The 16,285-nt window shown below is 70.2% G+C and carries 14 protein-coding genes; 6 read left to right on the plus strand and 8 right to left on the minus strand.

Annotated features, from left to right (window positions below):
* Nucleotides 1-77: 77 nt before the first annotated feature.
* Both OHU89_RS36950 and OHU89_RS36955 read right to left on the minus strand, forming a co-directional pair.
* Nucleotides 78-1,115 carry a LacI family DNA-binding transcriptional regulator gene (locus OHU89_RS36950; protein ID WP_405649296.1) on the minus strand — a complete coding sequence of 346 codons (1,038 nt, stop codon included), beginning with the start codon at nt 1,113-1,115 and terminating at the stop codon, nt 78-80.
* Nucleotides 1,112-3,493 carry a glycoside hydrolase family 2 protein gene (locus OHU89_RS36955; protein ID WP_405649297.1) on the minus strand — a complete coding sequence of 794 codons (2,382 nt, stop codon included), beginning with the start codon at nt 3,491-3,493 and terminating at the stop codon, nt 1,112-1,114. Before OHU89_RS36955 ends, OHU89_RS36950 begins: the two co-directional genes overlap by 4 nt.
* Before the next feature lie 161 nt (nt 3,494-3,654).
* On the opposite strand from OHU89_RS36955, the gene OHU89_RS36960 reads away from it, so the two are divergent.
* Genes OHU89_RS36960 through OHU89_RS36970 form a run of 3 tightly spaced genes read left to right on the plus strand, consistent with a single transcriptional unit; the run spans nt 3,655 to nt 6,752 of the window.
* On the plus strand, nt 3,655-4,968 hold the full coding sequence (locus tag OHU89_RS36960; RefSeq protein WP_405649298.1) for an ABC transporter substrate-binding protein: 1,314 nt from the start codon (nt 3,655-3,657) through the stop codon (nt 4,966-4,968).
* A gap of 3 nt (nt 4,969-4,971) precedes the next feature.
* Nucleotides 4,972-5,925, plus strand: a complete 954-nt coding sequence (locus tag OHU89_RS36965) for a carbohydrate ABC transporter permease (protein ID WP_266886886.1) — start codon at nt 4,972-4,974, stop codon at nt 5,923-5,925.
* Complete coding sequence (locus tag OHU89_RS36970; RefSeq protein WP_266886884.1) at nt 5,922-6,752, plus strand: carbohydrate ABC transporter permease; 831 nt, start codon at nt 5,922-5,924, stop codon at nt 6,750-6,752. Before OHU89_RS36965 ends, OHU89_RS36970 begins: the two co-directional genes overlap by 4 nt.
* Before the next feature lie 18 nt (nt 6,753-6,770).
* Here the strand turns inward: OHU89_RS36970 and OHU89_RS36975 are convergent, their stop codons facing one another.
* The 3 genes from OHU89_RS36975 to OHU89_RS36985 form a co-directional block, all read right to left on the minus strand.
* Nucleotides 6,771-8,075: a ribonuclease D gene (locus tag OHU89_RS36975; RefSeq protein WP_405649299.1), complete on the minus strand. Its 1,305-nt coding sequence runs from the start codon at nt 8,073-8,075 to the stop codon at nt 6,771-6,773.
* Nucleotides 8,076-8,244: 169 nt separating this feature from the next.
* A complete protein-coding gene (locus OHU89_RS36980) occupies nt 8,245-8,907 on the minus strand; it encodes a response regulator transcription factor (RefSeq protein WP_046260003.1) in 663 nt (220 codons plus the stop codon).
* Nucleotides 8,908-9,153: 246 nt separating this feature from the next.
* Entirely contained in the window at nt 9,154-9,822 is a 669-nt protein-coding gene (locus OHU89_RS36985; protein ID WP_405649300.1) for a DUF3000 domain-containing protein, read from the minus strand.
* Nucleotides 9,823-9,945: 123 nt separating this feature from the next.
* Between OHU89_RS36985 and hemE the strand changes: the two genes are divergently transcribed.
* Nucleotides 9,946-11,004, plus strand: a complete 1,059-nt coding sequence (gene hemE, locus OHU89_RS36990) for a uroporphyrinogen decarboxylase (RefSeq protein WP_267014673.1) — start codon at nt 9,946-9,948, stop codon at nt 11,002-11,004.
* A gap of 1 nt (nt 11,005) precedes the next feature.
* On the opposite strand, the gene OHU89_RS36995 is transcribed toward hemE, so the two are convergent.
* Entirely contained in the window at nt 11,006-11,824 is an 819-nt protein-coding gene (locus OHU89_RS36995) for a rhomboid family intramembrane serine protease (RefSeq protein WP_405649301.1), read from the minus strand.
* Between the two features lie 125 nt (nt 11,825-11,949).
* On the opposite strand from OHU89_RS36995, the gene OHU89_RS37000 reads away from it, so the two are divergent.
* The gene (locus tag OHU89_RS37000) at nt 11,950-12,273 is read left to right on the plus strand and encodes a hypothetical protein (RefSeq protein ID WP_046260007.1); all 324 of its coding nucleotides are present in this window, start codon (nt 11,950-11,952) and stop codon (nt 12,271-12,273) included.
* A gap of 3 nt (nt 12,274-12,276) precedes the next feature.
* Here the strand turns inward: OHU89_RS37000 and OHU89_RS37005 are convergent, their stop codons facing one another.
* On the minus strand, nt 12,277-13,662 hold the full coding sequence (locus OHU89_RS37005) for an FAD-dependent oxidoreductase (RefSeq protein ID WP_405649302.1): 1,386 nt from the start codon (nt 13,660-13,662) through the stop codon (nt 12,277-12,279).
* A 27-nt stretch (nt 13,663-13,689) separates the two neighbouring features.
* A complete protein-coding gene (locus tag OHU89_RS37010; RefSeq protein WP_405649304.1) occupies nt 13,690-14,673 on the minus strand; it encodes a DUF4349 domain-containing protein in 984 nt (327 codons plus the stop codon).
* A 157-nt stretch (nt 14,674-14,830) separates the two neighbouring features.
* Here OHU89_RS37010 and hemG point away from each other — a divergent pair, with 157 nt between their 5' ends.
* The gene (gene hemG, locus OHU89_RS37015; protein WP_405649305.1) at nt 14,831-16,282 is read left to right on the plus strand and encodes a protoporphyrinogen oxidase; all 1,452 of its coding nucleotides are present in this window, start codon (nt 14,831-14,833) and stop codon (nt 16,280-16,282) included.
* Nucleotides 16,283-16,285: the final 3 nt, after the last annotated feature.

A 16,285-nucleotide genomic window follows, 5' to 3' on the forward strand; every position in this document is an offset into this window, starting at 1 on the left:
GCGCTGAGCGCGCGCTCAGGCCCATGCTACTTGTGGGTAACGTAGCTGCACAGTCCTGGAGGGGGGAGCGGTGAAGGTCACATCCGCGGGGGAGCGGTCGAGCCGCGTGGGGTGAGTGTCGGGGTGGGCACAGGATGTGATCCCGGCCCCTCGCCCATGATCACTCCGAACAGGGTCCGGGCCGCCTCCGCACCGAATCCGTGCACGTCATGGCTCATCGCGGACAGCGTGGGATGGGTCAGCCGGCACAGCTGGGAGTCGTCCCAGGCGAGCAGCGAGACATCACCGGGCACGGAGAGTCCCATCTCGGCGGCGACCGAAAGACCGGCCACCGCCATGATGTCGTTGTCGTACACGATCGCCGTGGGCCGATCCGCCGCGTCGGCGGCCAGCATGGACCGCGTCGCCCGCGCCCCCGCCTCCCCCGAGTAGTCGGTCGTCACCTGCCACGCCCCGGCCAGCTCCAGCGTCCGCGCCGCCTCGTCGAAGGCTGCCGTACGCGCCGCGGTGTGCCCCAGCGCGGCCGCACCCCCGACCCGGGCGATCCGCCGATGCCCCAGCGCCGCCAGATACCGCACCGCCTCCGTCACGGCGGTGGCGTCGTCGGTCCACACGGACGTCAGGCTCCCGGTGAGCGAGGGATGCCCCACCGCGACCACCGGCATCCCCAGTCGCTCGGCCGACGCCACCCGAGGATCGTCGGGCCGGAAGTCGACGAGGATCGCCCCGCCGATCTGCCGCCCCCGCCACCACGACTCCTGGATCCCGACCTCCTCCTCCACGTTCCGCACGAGCCGCAGCAGCAGGGAGCACGAATGCTCGGTCAGCACGCTCTCCACGCCCGAGATGAACTCCATGTAGAAGGGCTCCAGGCCCAGCAGCCGCGCCGGCCGGCAGATCGCGAGGCCCACCACGTCCACCCGCGACCCGGCCAGCGTCCGCGCGGTGAGGTTCGGCGCCCAGCCCAGCTCCCGCGCGGCCTTGAAGATCCGCTCCCGGGTCGGCTCCGACAAACCCGGCTTGTGGTTGAACGCGAGCGACACGGCACCCTTGGACACGCCGGCACGCGCGGCGACGTCCTTGATGGTGACGCGAGAAGCCGGTTGGGCTGTCATCGGCTGGGCTCCAGGCAGTACAGGGCGGATCGGGCGGCGTCCGGATCGGGAGTCTTCCAGCCGCTGACCCCGATGGTCACCTGTTCGCCGGGCAACAGCGTCACCAGCCCCCGGTCGGCCCGCGCCTCCGGATCCAGCCGGTCGGCCTGAAGGAGCAGATCCCGTACGAGACTCCGGGCCCTCACCGTCACCGAGCCCGGCGCCACCGAGACGTCGAAATCCGGCCGCGGGTACGGGATTTCACGGTCCGGCGCCGGAAAGTGCAGCGCCCGCAGCCCGTCCGCGTCCGCGACCAGGAACTCCTTCGCGCCGACCGGCTCCAGCTCCCCCGGCAGGTCGACGAGCGCCACGGTCCGTGCTGCGGCGGTGAACTCCACACTCGCCTCGCCGATCACCGCCCCCTCGACCGACATCCGCCGCAGCCGCACCGCACCCGCCCACGCGCGCGAACCCTGATTGACCACAGCCACGGCTTGCCCCTGAACCGTCAGCAACCGATCCGCGTACAGCCTCCGCAGCTCGTGATAGAGCGGCTTCTCCCGCCCGTCCCCGTCGATCGCCGCCCACGACGTCACCGGCCAGCAGTCGTTGAGCTGCCACACGACCGTCCCCGCGCACACCGGCCAGTGCGACCGCCAGTGCTCGATCCCGGTCGCCACGGCCCGCGCCTGGTTGACCTGAGTGAGGTAGTGCCACCGGTCGAAGTCCCCCTCGGGAAAGGCGAAGTGGCGCTCCAGCCCGCGCCGCAACTTCCCGTTCCCGTCGTCGGCCTTCTGGTGGTGCAGCATCCCGGGGGAGTCCGGCACCAGCTCCTCACCCGGCAGCGCCCGGCGCAACGTGGCGTAGGCGGGCGGCGCCTGCCACCCGAACTCGGCCATGAACCGGGGTACTTCGCGCCGGTACTCCGCGTAGTCCTCCCGGTTCCACACCTCCCACGAGTGCTGCGTCCCGTGCGCCGGATCGTTCGGATGCCGCTCCCACGACCCGGACCACGGACTCCCCGCCGTGTACGGCCGCGTCGGATCCAACTCGGCCACCACGCGCGGCAGTACGCCCAGGTAGTACCCCTCACCCCAGGAGTCCCCGGCGAGCCGCTCCTCCCAGCCCCAGTCCCGGAACCCCCACAGGTTCTCGTTGTTGCCGTTCCACAGCACCAGCGAGGGATGCGGCATCAGCCGTACGACGTTCTCCCGCGCCTCGGCCTCCACCTCGCCCCGCAGCGGCTGCTCCTCCGGATAGGCCGCGCACGCGAACGGGAAGTCCTGCCAGACCAGCAGCCCCAACTCGTCGCAGGCGTCGTAGAAGTCCGAGCTCTCGTAGATCCCGCCGCCCCAGATCCGGACGAGATCGACCCCCGCCCCGGCGGCCTGCGCCAGCCGCTCCCGATACCGCTCCCGCGTGATCCGCGACGGGAACACGTCGTCGGGGATCCAGTTGACGCCCCGCGCGAAGAGCCGCTCACCGTTGACGACAAAGGTGAAACCGGTGCCGTGCTCATCGGCCGACCGGTCCAGCTCCACCGTGCGGAAACCGACCCGCCGACGCCACACATCCAGCACGTCGTCACCGTGCAGCAACGTCAACTCGGCGTTGTACAACGGCTGTTCGCCGTACCCACGCGGCCACCACAGCCGCACGTCGGGCACCTCGAGCCGTACGACCCCGCTCGCCCCGTCGAGCGAAGCGCGCACCCGCACCCCGTCCACCGTCGCCTGGACGGCGAGCGACGCCTCGACCCGGGTCCGCTCGACCTCGACGGCCAACTCCACGACACCCAGACCGCGTTCGACGTCAACGGTCACCAGCGGCCGCACCCGTGCGATCCGGGCCGTCGACCAGTGCTCCAGCCGTGCCGGCCGCCAGATCCCGGCCGTCACCAGGGTCGGCCCCCAGTCCCAGCCGAAGGAGCAGGCCATCTTGCGGATGTACTGGAAGGGCTCGTGGTACGCGGCCGGCCGCTCCCCGAGCTTCCCGCGCACCGCCTCGGCCTCGGCATAGGCGGAGGCGAACCGCACCGACAGCCGCCCTTCGAGGCCGGTCACGTCGAAGCGGTACGAGCGGTGCATGTTCCGGGTCCGCCCCAACAGCCGCCCGTCCAGACGGACTTCGGCGGCGGTGTCGAGACCCTCGAAGACCAGGTCGGTCTGTTCATGAGCAGAGTGCCCCGAGCCGGCCCGCAGCTCCCTCTCGTACGTCCACTCCCGCCGCCCCACCCACGCCACCTCGGTCTCGTTCCGCCCGAGAAAGGGGTCCGGGATCACCCCCGCCGCCAGCAGGTCGGTGTGCACGCAGCCCGGCACCGCGGCAGGGAGCTCGCCCGCCGTGCCATCGAAGTTTCGCAGGATCCATCCCTCGCCGAGCGGTGTGTCCTGAAGCATGCGCACTCCCTAAACCGATCAAGTCCAGTTGCCGAGAAGCGATGGAAACAGTTTGGCATCGTTGGCGAGATAGGGACTTTACCGGTTAAGAAAACGTTGTCAGAGTTCGGAACCAGCCAACCCGCTCGTGCTCGTCCGTCCCAAGAACGGAGCTGACGCACATGAACCGCCGTACAGTCCTGGCCATGGCCGTGGGAGCCGCCCTGCTCATTCCGGGGTGCACCGGCACCGGAGGTTCCACGAAAGGCGCCGACGCAAAGGCAGCTGACGACCCGTCAAAGGTCACCGGAACGATCAAAGTCCTCACGGTGCGGACCGACCTCGTGCAGGACGGCACGATGAAGAGGTACGCCGCCGAGTTCAACAAGACCTACCCGAAGGTCAAGGTCGAGTTCGAGGCCCTCACCAACTACGAGGCCGAAGTCAAGATCCGTATGAACACGGAGAACTACGGCGACGTCCTGCTGATCCCCGCGGTCATCAAGAAGGCCGACTACCCGAAGTTCTTCGCCTCGCTCGGCACCCAGGCCGAGCGGAGCAAGAAGTACCGCTTCACCGACTTCACCACCGTCAACGGCAAGGTCTACGGCCAGAGCCCGGTCGGTGTGATGCCCGGGTTCGTCTACAACAAGCGCATCTGGAAGGAGGCCGGGGTCACCGAATGGCCCACCACCCCGGCCGAGTTCCTCGAAAGCCTCAAGGCCATCAAGTCCAAGACCGACGCCATCCCGTACTACACCAACTTCTCGGCCGGCTGGACGCTCACCTCGTGGACGTATGTCGACGGCGCCGTCCACTGCGACCCGCAGGCGACCACGAAACTGGCCGAGGGCGACCCGTGGGCGAAGGACGCCGACCTGCGCGTCGGCGACACCCTGCTCCACGACATCGTGAAGTCGGGCCTCATCGAGAAGGACCCCACGACGAGCAACTGGGAGGAGTCCAAGCCCCGGACCGCGAAGGGCGAGATCGCGACACAGTGGCTGGGCACCTGGGCCATCGTCCAGTTCCAGGACGCCGCCAAGAAGGCCGGGGCCAACCCCGACGACATCGGCTTCATGCCGTTCCCGTCGCAGACGAACGGCAAGCACTGCGCGACCGTCGCCCCGGACTACAACCAGGCCGTCAACGTCCACTCGAAGCACAAGGAAGCGGCCCGCGCCTGGGTCGACTGGTTCACCGACAAGTCGAGCTACGTCGAGGACAACCTGGCCATCTCCCCGCTCAAGGACGCCTCCATGCCCGAGGTCCTGAAGCCGTACGAAGAGGCGGGCGTCGAGCTCATCGAGGTGGACGACGCCAAGGGCGCCGAGGTCAAGCAGATCGACAACACCTCGGAGGTCGGCATCTACGCCCCCGAGTACCGCCAGAACCTGGTCGACCTGGCCCGGGGCGCGCGCAAGGGCAGCCTCGACGACTTCCTCGCCGACCTCAGCGAGCGCTGGACGGACGCCCAGAAGACCGCGGGGTCCTGACCGATGACGGACACCACTCGGAAGGCGGCAGTGAAGACCGCCACGGGGGCGGCACCGGCCGCCCCCGTCCCGGCCCCCGCCGCACGCAGACACCGCGTGTGGCGCGGGGTCACCCCGTGGCTCTTCCTCCTGGCCCCGCTCGTCCTGCTGATCACCTTCACCTACGCGCCGATCGCCAACATGGTGGCGTACAGCCTCACCGACTGGGACGGCGTGAGCCCCGAACTGCACTACACGGGCGTCGGGAACTACGAGGAGATCTTCACCCGCCCGGAACTCTTCGAGGTCTTCTGGGTCAGCGGCTACTACCTGGCCGCCTCCGCCCTGCAGATCGTCGCCGCGCTCTACTTCGCGACGATCCTGAGCTTCAACATCCGCTTCCGGAACTTCTTCAAGGGCGTGCTGTTCTTCCCGTATCTGATCAACGGCGTGGCGATCGGCTTCGTCTTCCTGTACTTCTTCCAGGACGGCGGCACCCTCGACTCGGTCCTGAGCCTCTTCGGAGTGAAGACCGACCATGCCTGGCTCGGCACCCCGGTCTCCGCGAACACCTCGCTCGCCGGCGTCTCGATGTGGCGCTATCTGGGCCTGAACTTCGTCCTGTTCCTGGGCGCGATCCAGTCGATCCCGGGGGAGCTGTACGAGGCGGCCGAACTGGACGGCGCGAACCGCTGGCACCAGTTCCGCTACATCATCGCGCCGGGCATCAAGCCGGTGCTGACCCTGACGGTCATCCTCTCGATCTCCGGCTCGCTCTCCGCCTTCGAGATCCCGTACATCATGACCGGCGGCGCCACCGGCACCGAGACCTTCGTGATCCAGACGGTGAACCTGGCCTTCCGCTTCAACAAGACGGGCCTCGCCTCGGCCGCCGCGGTGGTCCTGTTGCTGATCATCCTGCTGGTGACCTGGGTCCAGCGGCGCCTCGTGCCCGACGACAAGGTGGATCTCGTATGACACGCCACGCGGTGTCCCGCACCCTCGTGTACCTGTCCCTGATCGCCGCGACCGTGGTGGTCCTGCTGCCGCTGGTCGTCGTCCTCCTGACCTCCCTCAAGTCGGAGACGGAGATGGCGAACTCGAGCGGCGCCCTGGACCTCCCCGACAACCTGCTGAACTTCGGCAACTACGCGTCGGCGTTCCGGGACGGCGAGATGCTCTCCGCCTTCGCCAACACGGCGATCATCCTGCTGATCTCGATCGGCGGCACGGTCCTCATCGGCTCGATGACCGCGTACGCCATCGACCGCTTCACCTTCCGCTTCCGCAAGCTGGTGGTGGCGCTCTTCCTCATCGCCGCGCTGGTCCCCGGCGTCACGACGCAGGTGGCGACCTTCCAGATCGTCAATAGCTTCGGCATGTTCGACACCCTGTGGGCGCCGATCGCGCTCTACATGGGCACGGACATCGTCTCGATCTACATCTTCCTGCAGTTCGTCCGATCGATCCCGATCTCCCTGGACGAATCGGCCCGCCTGGACGGGGCCAACACGTTCACCATCTACTGGCGGATCATCTTCCCGCTGCTGAAGCCCGCGATCGCGACGGTGGTGATCGTGAAGGGGATCACCGTATACAACGACTTCTACATCCCCTTCCTCTATATGCCATCGGAAGATCTTGGCGTGATCTCGACGTCGTTGTTCCGCTTCCGAGGCCCGTACGCGGCGCACTGGGAGGTCATCTCGGCAGGAGCGGTGCTGGTGATCCTGCCGACGCTGGTGGTCTTCCTGAGCCTGCAACGCTTCATCTACAACGGCTTCATGCGAGGAGCGACGAGGTGAGAAACCCGCACCCGGCGACTAGGCGGACAGGGCACTCACAAGAACCGGAGTGACAAGCTCGACCTGCCAGGGCCGAGCCCCGTACCCGGACAACGCGGCCCCCACCGAGTCCGCATCGACACCCTTCGGCGGCTCCCAGCAGACCCGCCGAACCGTATCCGGAGTGATCAGGTTCTCCTGAGGCATGTTGAGCCGCTCGGCCAGCGCGGAGACCCCGGCCCGAGCCGCGGACAACCGAGCCGCGGCCGCGGGATCCTTGTCGGCCCAGGCACGCGGCGGCGGCGGCCCGGTGACCGGCTGCCCGGGCGCAGGCAACTGCGCCTCGGTCAGCCCCTTGGCCCGATCCACCGCGGCCTGCCACTGCTCCAGCTGCCGCCGCCCCATCCGCTGCCCGAACCCGTTCAACGCGGCAAGGGCCTGAGCGTCGGCCGGAAGCGACAGCGCCGCCTCCACGATGGCCAGGTCGGACAGCACCTTGCCCGGCGACACATCGCGTCGCTGAGCGATCCGGTCCCGCGTCTGCCAGAGTTCCCGCACCACGGCCAACTGCCGACGCCGCCGCACCTTGTGCATCCCGGACGTCCGCCGCCAGGGATCCTTGCGCGGCTCGGCAGGCGGCGCGGCCGCGATCGCGTCGAACTCCTGCCGCGCCCACTCCAGCTTCCCCTGCCGGTCCAGTTCCTTCTCCAGCGCGTCCCGCAGGTCGACGAGGAGCTCCACGTCCAGCGCCGCGTAGCGCAGCCACGGCTCGGGCAGCGGACGGGTCGACCAGTCGACCGCGGAGTGTCCCTTTTCGAGTACGAAGCCCAGGACGCCCTCGACCATCGCGCCGAGGCCGACCCGGGGGAACCCGGCGAGCCGTCCGGCGAGCTCGGTGTCGAAGAGGGAGGTGGGCACCATACCTATCTCGCGCAGGCACGGAAGGTCCTGAGTGGCGGCGTGCAGCACCCACTCCACGCCGGAGAGCGCCTCGCCGAGCCCGGACAGGTCGGGGCAGGCCACGGGGTCGATCAGCGCGCTCCCCGCGCCCTCGCGGCGCAGCTGGACCAGGTAGGCGCGCTGTCCGTAGCGATAGCCGGACGCGCGTTCGGCGTCGACGGCGACGGGTCCGGAGCCGGCCGCGAACGCGGCGATCACCCGGGCGAGCGTGTCCTCGTCGGCGACCACGGGAGGGATGCCCTCGCGCGGTTCGAGCAAAGGAATCGGCTCTGGACCCGGTTCAGGTTCGGGCGCCCCCGTAACAGAAGATCCGCCGTCGTCCGGAGGGGCGCCTCCGGTGGTTCGCAGTGAGCTGTCTGCTGCGGTCTCTTGGGCGTCGGTCACATGTCAAGGGTATCTGTGTATGGACAGCGCCCGCCGACGGAACGTTCCGTCGACGGGCGCCTGAGGGTCGTAAACCAGTCAGGTCGGTGAATCCTCGGGTTCACGACCGATCGGGGGCGTGCTCCCGGATCCAGGACTGATCCGGTTCACGTCCGTGAAGGGTGGAAAGTCAGTGGATGATGCCCGTCCGCAGGGCCACCGCGACCATGCCGGCGCGGTCACCGGTGCCCAGCTTGCGGGCGATACGGGCGAGGTGGCTCTTGACGGTCAGCGCGGACAGGCCCATCGAGACGCCGATGGCCTTGTTGGACTGGCCCTCCGCGACCAGTCGCAGCACCTCGACCTCGCGGCCGGAGAGCTCGCGGTAGCCGCCCGGGTGGCTCGGGGCGCCCGGGGGGCGGCGGTGCATTCCGGCGGCACGGGAGCCGATGGGCGCGGCGCCCGGTCGGGAGGGGAGCCCGACGTTGGTACGGGTGCCGGTGACGACGTAGCCCTTGACGCCGCCCGCGAGGGCGTTGCGCACGGCGCCGATGTCGTCGGCCGCGGAGAGGGCGAGGCCGTTGGGCCAGCCCGCGGCGCGGGTCTCCGACAGGAGGGTCAGGCCGGAGCCGTCGGGCAGGTGGACGTCGGCGACGCAGATGTCACGGGGGTTGCCGATACGGGGACGGGCCTCGGCGACGGACGAGGCCTCGATGACATCGCGTACACCGAGCGCCCAGAGGTGGCGGGTGACGGTGGAGCGGACGCGCGGGTCGGCCACGACCACCATCGCGGTCGGCTTGTTCGGGCGGTAGGCGACCAGGCTTGCGGGCTGCTCGAGGAGAACGGACACCAGGCCTCCTGGGATGGGGGACGGCTGTGAGGTCACAGACGTCTTCGGCATCAAACCCGTAGGCCTTTAGAGAAAGATCACGATCTAGTGAGTAACAATCCGTACAATTCGGACAGGCGGTCGATCGTTCGGTGAGCGAATCGGTTCGTTCGAGGGCTCGTTCGCGACTGAAAGTGTCCGTATCGACAAAGTGATGTCAAAAAGGGCGTCAAAAGGCGACGCGAAGACCATGCCGATGGGGTGGTGTCAGCGGGACTGCGGTCCCCGCCGCTGCGGCAGCGTCACCACCGACGCGTCGCCCGGACCGGCCGGCGGCAGGCCCGCGACCTGGGCCAGCAGATCGCACCAGGCCGCCAGATGACCCGCCGTGTCCGGTGCGCCGCCCAGGCCCTCACGAGGTGTCCAGGACGCCCGGATCTCGATCTGGGAGGCGGCCGGACGCTCGGCGAGGCCGCCGAAGTAGTGGGAGCTCGCACGCGTGACTGTGCCGCTCGGCTCACCGCACGCCAGACCACGCGCCTGGAGCGCACCCGTCAGCCACGACCAGCACACGTCGGGCAGCAGCGGGTCCGCCGCCATCTCCGGCTCCAGCTCCGCGCGCACCAGCGTCACCAGCCGGAACGTGCCCCGCCAGGCGTCATGGCCGTCCGGGTCGTGCAGCAGCACCAGCCGGCCGTCGGCCAGATCCTGGTCGCCGTCGACGACCGCGGCCTCCAGCGCGTACGCGAACGGCGCGAGCCGCTGCGGCGCGCGCGTCGGCTCCACCTCGATCTGCGGTCGGAGCCGGGCCGCCCTCAATGCATCGACGGCGGCCCGGAAGAGTGGCGGAGCATCACTGCTCGCATTCCGGTCCCCCTCCTTCGCGTCGTCCATCCCGCCAGCGCCGTCCGACAGTCGTCCCTGAGCCGCAGCCATGCGGGAAGATTAGGGGAACCATGGCTCGGCGCGGGCCAGACACCCCGTGGCCCGGCGAGGGGGCCGTCGCAGATGCAGACCGGCGTGGAGAACCGGCCCTGGCACCGTGCGAGACTTTCTCCCGTGAGTGCCAACGAGAGCCAGCCACCGACCGCCACGTACGACTCCGCCTTCCTCAAGGCCTGCAGGCGCGAGCCCGTGCCGCACACCCCGGTGTGGTTCATGCGACAGGCCGGGCGCTCACTGCCGGAGTACCGCAAGGTCCGCGAGGGCGTCGGGATGCTCGAGTCCTGTATGCGGCCCGACCTGGTCACCGAGATCACCCTCCAGCCGGTGCGCCGGCACAACGTGGACGCGGCGATCTACTTCAGCGACATCGTCGTCCCGCTCAAGGCCATCGGCATCGACCTCGACATCAAGCCCGGCGTCGGCCCGGTCGTCGAGAAGCCGATCCGCACCCGCGCCGACCTGGCCCAGCTCCGTGACCTCACCCCCGAGGACGTCTCCTACGTCACCGAGGCGATCGGCCTGCTGACCCGCGAGCTCGGCGCCACCCCGCTGATCGGTTTCGCGGGCGCACCTTTCACCCTTGCGAGTTACCTCGTCGAGGGCGGCCCGTCGCGGACGTACGAGAACGCCAAGGCGATGATGTACGGCGACCCCGAGCTCTGGGCCGACCTGCTCGACCGTCTCGCGGAGATCACGGCCGCCTTCCTGAAGGTGCAGATCGAGGCGGGCGCCTCGGCGGTCCAGCTGTTCGACTCATGGGCCGGCGCCCTCGCCCCGGTGGACTACCGCCGCTCGGTGATGCCCGCCTCCGCCAAGGTCTTCGACGCGGTCGCCGGGTACGGCGTCCCGCGCATCCACTTCGGTGTCGGCACCGGTGAACTCCTCCGGTTGATGGGCGAGGCCGGCGCGGACGTCGTCGGCGTCGACTGGCGCGTCCCGCTCGACGAGGCGGTCCGCCGGATCGGCCCCGGCAAGGCGCTGCAGGGCAATCTCGACCCGACCGTCCTGTTCGCCGGCACGGAGGCCGTCGAGGCCAAGACCCGTGAGGTGCTGGACACGGCGAAGGGCCTCGAGGGCCATGTCTTCAACCTGGGCCACGGCGTCATGCCGTCCACCGACCCGGACGCGCTGACCCGGCTCGTGGAGTACGTCCACACGCAGACCGCCCACTGATCTACCAGGTGTGCCGGGGCCGCGCCTTCCTGCCGAACAGCAGACCGCGCGGTTCCGGCGGCGGAGGCGTGCCCGCCTTGAGCGGCCAGGCGAGCAGCATGCCCGCGAGGAAGCCCACGATGTGCGCCGCGTACGCCACGGTCCCGGCGTCGGAGACGCCCTCGCCGGACGAGTACACCGCCTGCAGCACGAACCAGAACCCCAGCACCAGCCAGGCCGGCAGCCTGAGCGGCAGGAAGACCAGGAACGGCACCAGCACCCACACCCTGGCCTTCGGATACAGCACCAGATAGGCGCCGAGCACCCCGGCGATGGCCCCGGACGCACCGATCAGGGGGTCGCCCGAGTCGTCGTTGAGCAGCGCGAAGCCGTACGACGCCGCGTAGCCGCAGACGACGTAGAAGAGCGCGAACCGCACATGGCCCATGCGGTCCTCGACGTTGTTGCCGAAGATCAGCAGGAAGAGCATGTTGCCCAGCAGGTGCAGCCAGCCGCCGTGCAGGAACATCGCGGTGAACACGGACACCACGGGTGACTTGTCGTACGCCGGCGGGCCGACCGCGCAGCCCGCGCCGCCCGGGCCCACGTCGCCCGTGGGGACCACCTGCGGCAGCTGATGGTGGATCAGCTCCTGCGGCACCGCCGCGTAGTGATCCAGGAACGCCTGCAGATGGCAGAGCTGGGACAGGCTGCTGTCGCCCGCCACGGAGCCGGCGAGGCCGGGCATGTACAGGAAGACCAGTACGTTCGCGGCGATCAGCGCGTACGTCACCACGGGGGTGCGACGCACCGGGTTCACGTCATGGACGGGGATGACCACAAGGAAGTACTGCCCCCGATGCGGTCCACGAATCGGTGAACACCGGCACGCACGCGTGCGTATGACTCCTCAACCGTCCGCGACACGGGGAAGGCGGGTCGCGGGGTAAACGTGAGGAACAGGCGATGAACGACCGAGTTACCCCTCCGATCCACGCACTGCCGGACGGCGAGGCGGAAGTCGCCGTCGTGCTGCGGCTGCCCTGGGAAGACGTGGCCCGGCTGGGCCAGGACGCGGGGCGGCTCGCTTCGCAGATGCAGCGACCCGTGACCCTCGACGAGGCGGTGAGCCACCGGCTGCGGTCGACCCGGCCCGCGGCCCACGCGAAACCGGCGGGGGAGCAGCCGCCGGCGGTGGCCGCCCCGAGCGCCTCCGTCTCGTCCCTGCCGCCGCGCCCGGCCGCCGACCAGGCCCGCCAGGCCATCGAAAGGATCAACGGCTCGGCATAGCCGTCAGGCGGCCCGCACTTTCAGCGCGGCCTTGCGGGCCGCCACCAGTACCGGGTCCCACACCGGGCTGAACGGTGGGGCGTAGCCCAGGTCCAGGGCCGTCATCCGCTCCACCGTCATCCCGGCCGTCAACGCGACCGCCGCGATGTCGACCCGCTTGCCCGCGCCCTCCCTCCCGACGATCTGCACACCGAGGAGCCGCCCCGTGCGGCGCTCGGCGAGCATCTTCACCGTCATGAGGGAGGCGCCGGGGTAGTAGCCGGCGCGGGACGTGGACTCGACGGTGACCGTCTCGAACTGGAGCCCCGCCCTGCGCGCGTCCTTCTCCCGCAGACCCGTGCGGGCGATCTCCAGGTCGCAGACCTTGCTCACCGCCGTGCCGACCACCCCCGGGAAGGTCGCGTAACCGCCGCCCACGTTCGCGCCGATGACCTGGCCGTGCTTGTTGGCGTGGGTGCCGAGCGCGATGTGCCGTTCCTGTCCGGAGACCAGATCCAGGACCTCCACGCAGTCGCCGCCCGCCCAGATGTTCTCGTGGCCGCGCACCCGCATGGCCAGGTCGGTCAGGAGCCCGTCGTGGTGCCCCACGGGCAGACCCGCCGCCTTGGCCAGCGAGGTCTCCGGGCGTACGCCGATGCCCAGCACCACCACGTCCGCCGGATACTCCGCGTCCTCCGTGGCCACCGCGCGCACCCGGCCGTCCTCGCCGGTCAGGACCTTGGTGACCTCGGCGTCGTTGACCATGGTGATCCCCATGCCCTCCATCGCCTCGTGCACCAGGCGGCCCATGTCCGCGTCGAGCGTGGACATCGGCTCGCTGCCGCGGTTGACGACGGTCACCTCGTAGCCGCGGTTGATGAGGGCCTCGGCCATCTCGACGCCGATGTACCCGGCGCCGACCACCACCGCGTTGCGGCCACGCGTGCGTGTCAGCGTGTCGAGCAGGGCCTGGCCGTCGTCCAGGGTCTGCACGCCGTGGACGCCCGGTGCGTCGGCCCCCGGCATCTGGGGGCGGATGGGGCGGGCGCCGGTCGCGATCACGAGTTTGTCGTACGACGTCCAGGACTCGGCCCCCGAATCGACGTCGCGCGCGCGTACCCGCTGTCCGGCCACGTCGATCTCCGTGACCTCCGTGCGCATGCGCAGATCGATGTCACGGGCCCGGTGCTCCTCGGGCGTACGGGCGATCAGCTCATCACGCTCCTCGACGTCGCCGCCCACCCAGTACGGGATGCCACAGGCCGAGTACGAGGTGAAGTGGCCCCGCTCGAACGCCACGATCTCCAGTTCCCCAGGCCCCTTCAGCCGACGTGCCTGCGACGCCGCGGACATTCCCGCGGCGTCGCCGCCGATCACGACAAGCCGTTCGCTCGCAGCGCTCATGTTCATGCGAACACGCTACGTGCGCAGGGCATTTCAGTCCTGCTCACCCTGCTGCTCGGTGCGTCCGGGCTGCGGTGCCGGACGGGCTGTCGGCAGCGGGCCCAGCGTGCTCGACGCGCCAGCCGGAGCCGGGCGGCGGGGCAGCCGGGGGCGTACCCAGCGCAGCCAGACCAGCAGGATCAGGGCCAGCACCGCGGCGAAGGGCAGCACCGCGGCCAGGGCGACCACGATCCAGCGCAGCATCGACACGAACGCGCCCCAGCCGCCCGCCAGCGCGTCGAGAACCCCCGGGTCGTCGTCCTCGGTGGCCTTCACGACCGGCTTCTCGGACAGGGACAGGGTGATCGTGGCCAGGCTCGTGCGGTCCTTCAGGGACGCCTGCCGGGCGAGCAGCGCCTCCAGGTCGGCCTGACGGGTGCTCAGCTCGCCCTCCAGGGTCACCACATCGCTCAGCTTGGTGGCCTGGTCCATCAGCTCCCGGATCCGGGCCACGCTCGCCCGCTGCGTCTTGATGCGGCTCTCCACGTCGACGACCTGCTCGGTGACGTCCTGCGCCTTCGCCGTACGCTCCAGCAGCTTGCCCGAGCCCTCCAGCTCGGCCAGGACCTCCTCGTACCGGTCGGCGGGCACCCGAAGGGTCACCTGCGTCTCCTCGGTGCCCTCCTTGTCGCTGAAGGTGGACTCCTTGCCGACGTAGCCGCCCGCGTTCACGGTGGCCGTACGGGCCGCTTCCAGTGCCTTCGGTACGTTCTTGACCTGCACGGTCAGTTCGGCGGTGCGGATGATGTGGCTCGTCGGGAGCTCGGGCGCGGTGGTGGCCTGCGTGCCGCCGCCGGCCGCGTCGTCCGCGGCGGCGCCCGGCGCGGCCTCCTTGGCCTGCGACTGGGCGACGTCGGAGTCACCCGATGCGCCGCCGGAATCGTCCCCCGAGCCGGTGCAGCCGGTCAGGGCGAGGGCCGCGGCCAGCAGGAGCCCGGCCAAGGCCCGGACAGGTCGTACGGAACGTCGTGCGCGCATGGGCCTACCCCCGAGGGTCGTGACGAACTGACGCTCCTTCGACGCCGGGACGCACCGGAACGTTGGAGCACAACGGTCCCGATGCGGTCACGGTCAGGACTCGGACGGGCCATACGGCCCTGGCCGGACTCTCGGTGGCGTCTGAGAGGGTGGAGCCATGAGCGGATCAGGTACGCCCGAGCACGTCGTCGTCATCGGAGCCGGGATCGCGGGCCTCGCCGCTGCGCACCGGCTGCTGCAGCGCGGGGCACGGGTGACCGTCCTGGAGGCGTCCGGCCGTGTCGGAGGCAAGCTGTTGCCCGGCGAGATCGCCGGGGCGCGCGTGGACCTAGGGGCCGAGTCGATGCTGGCGCGCAGACCGGAGGCGATCACGCTCGCCCGCGAGGTCGGCCTCGACAGCCGCCTGCAGTCGCCCTCCACCGCGACCGCCTCGATCTGGACCCGCGGCGCCCTGCGCCCCATGCCCAAGGGCCATGTGATGGGCGTCCCCGGCACCGCGGCCGCCCTCTCCGGCGTCCTGTCCGACAAGGGCCTCGCCCGCATCGATCGCGACGCCGACCTGCCGCGCACCGAGGTCGGCGACGACGTGGCGGTGGGCACGTACGTGGCGGAGCGCCTCGGCCGCGAGGTCGTCGACCGGCTCATCGAGCCCATGCTCGGCGGCGTGTACGCGGGCGACGCCTACCGCATCTCGATGCGCTCGGCGATCCCGCAGCTCTTCCAGGCCGCCAAGACCCACACCTCGCTGACGGAAGCGGTCCGCGAGATCCAGGCGAAGGCCCCCGCCAACCAGCAGACCGGGCCCGTGTTCATGGGCATCGAGGGCGGGGTGGGCAGCCTGCCGCTCGCCGTCGCCGAGTCCGTACGCGCGCGTGGGGGCGAGATCCTCACCGGCACACCCGTGACCGGGCTGCGCCGCGAAGAAGCCGACGGCTGGCGGGTCGTCGCCGGTGACCGCGTCCTGCACGCCGACTCCGTGGTCGTCGCCGTCCCCGCTCCCGCCGCCGCGGACCTCCTGCGCGCCGAAGCCCCCGAGGCCGCCGCCGAACTGGCCACCGTGGAGTACGCCTCCATGGCCCTGATCACCCTCGCCTACCGCCGAACCGACACCGCCCTCCCCGCGGGCAGCGGCTTCCTCGTGCCGCCGGTCGACGGCCGCACCATCAAGGCATCCACGTTCGCCTCCCAGAAGTGGGGCTGGATCGCCGACGAGAACCCCGACGTCGTCGTCCTGCGCACCTCCGTCGGCCGCTACGGCGAGACGGCGATCCTGGAGCGCGAGGACGCCGAGCTCGTGGACGTCTCCCGGCACGACCTCAAGGCCGCCACCGACCTCGACGCCACGCCTCTCGAAACCCGCGTCACCCGCTGGACCGACGGCCTGCCCCAGTACCCCGTCGGTCACCACGCGCGCGTGGCCCGCATCCGCGAACACGTGGCCAAGCTCCCGGGCCTCGCGGTGTGCGGAGCGCAGTACGACGGCGTCGGCATCCCGGCGTGCATCGCGAGCGCGTACGCGGCCGTGGACCAGGTGTACGGCGACGACCGCGGTGTGCAGGAGCTCACCGCCAACCCGGTGCAGAGTCTGCACGGAGGAGCAGGAGAATAAGGA

The organism is Streptomyces sp. NBC_00019, from assembly GCF_045041015.1.
In the GTDB taxonomy this organism is placed as follows: domain Bacteria; phylum Actinomycetota; class Actinomycetes; order Streptomycetales; family Streptomycetaceae; genus Streptomyces.

Coding starts and splice junctions, on each gene's coding strand:
- OHU89_RS36950 (WP_405649296.1), bottom strand. CDS start 1,115: ATGACAGCCCAACCGGCTTCTCGCGTCACCATCAAGGACGTCGCCGCG.
- OHU89_RS36955 (WP_405649297.1), bottom strand. CDS start 3,493: ATGCTTCAGGACACACCGCTCGGCGAGGGATGGATCCTGCGAAACTTC.
- OHU89_RS36960 (WP_405649298.1), top strand. CDS start 3,655: ATGAACCGCCGTACAGTCCTGGCCATGGCCGTGGGAGCCGCCCTGCTC.
- OHU89_RS36965 (WP_266886886.1), top strand. CDS start 4,972: ATGACGGACACCACTCGGAAGGCGGCAGTGAAGACCGCCACGGGGGCG.
- OHU89_RS36970 (WP_266886884.1), top strand. CDS start 5,922: ATGACACGCCACGCGGTGTCCCGCACCCTCGTGTACCTGTCCCTGATC.
- OHU89_RS36985 (WP_405649300.1), bottom strand. CDS start 9,822: ATGGCTGCGGCTCAGGGACGACTGTCGGACGGCGCTGGCGGGATGGAC.
- OHU89_RS37000 (WP_046260007.1), top strand. CDS start 11,950: ATGAACGACCGAGTTACCCCTCCGATCCACGCACTGCCGGACGGCGAG.
- OHU89_RS37005 (WP_405649302.1), bottom strand. CDS start 13,662: ATGAACATGAGCGCTGCGAGCGAACGGCTTGTCGTGATCGGCGGCGAC.
- OHU89_RS37010 (WP_405649304.1), bottom strand. CDS start 14,673: ATGCGCGCACGACGTTCCGTACGACCTGTCCGGGCCTTGGCCGGGCTC.
- hemG (WP_405649305.1), top strand. CDS start 14,831: ATGAGCGGATCAGGTACGCCCGAGCACGTCGTCGTCATCGGAGCCGGG.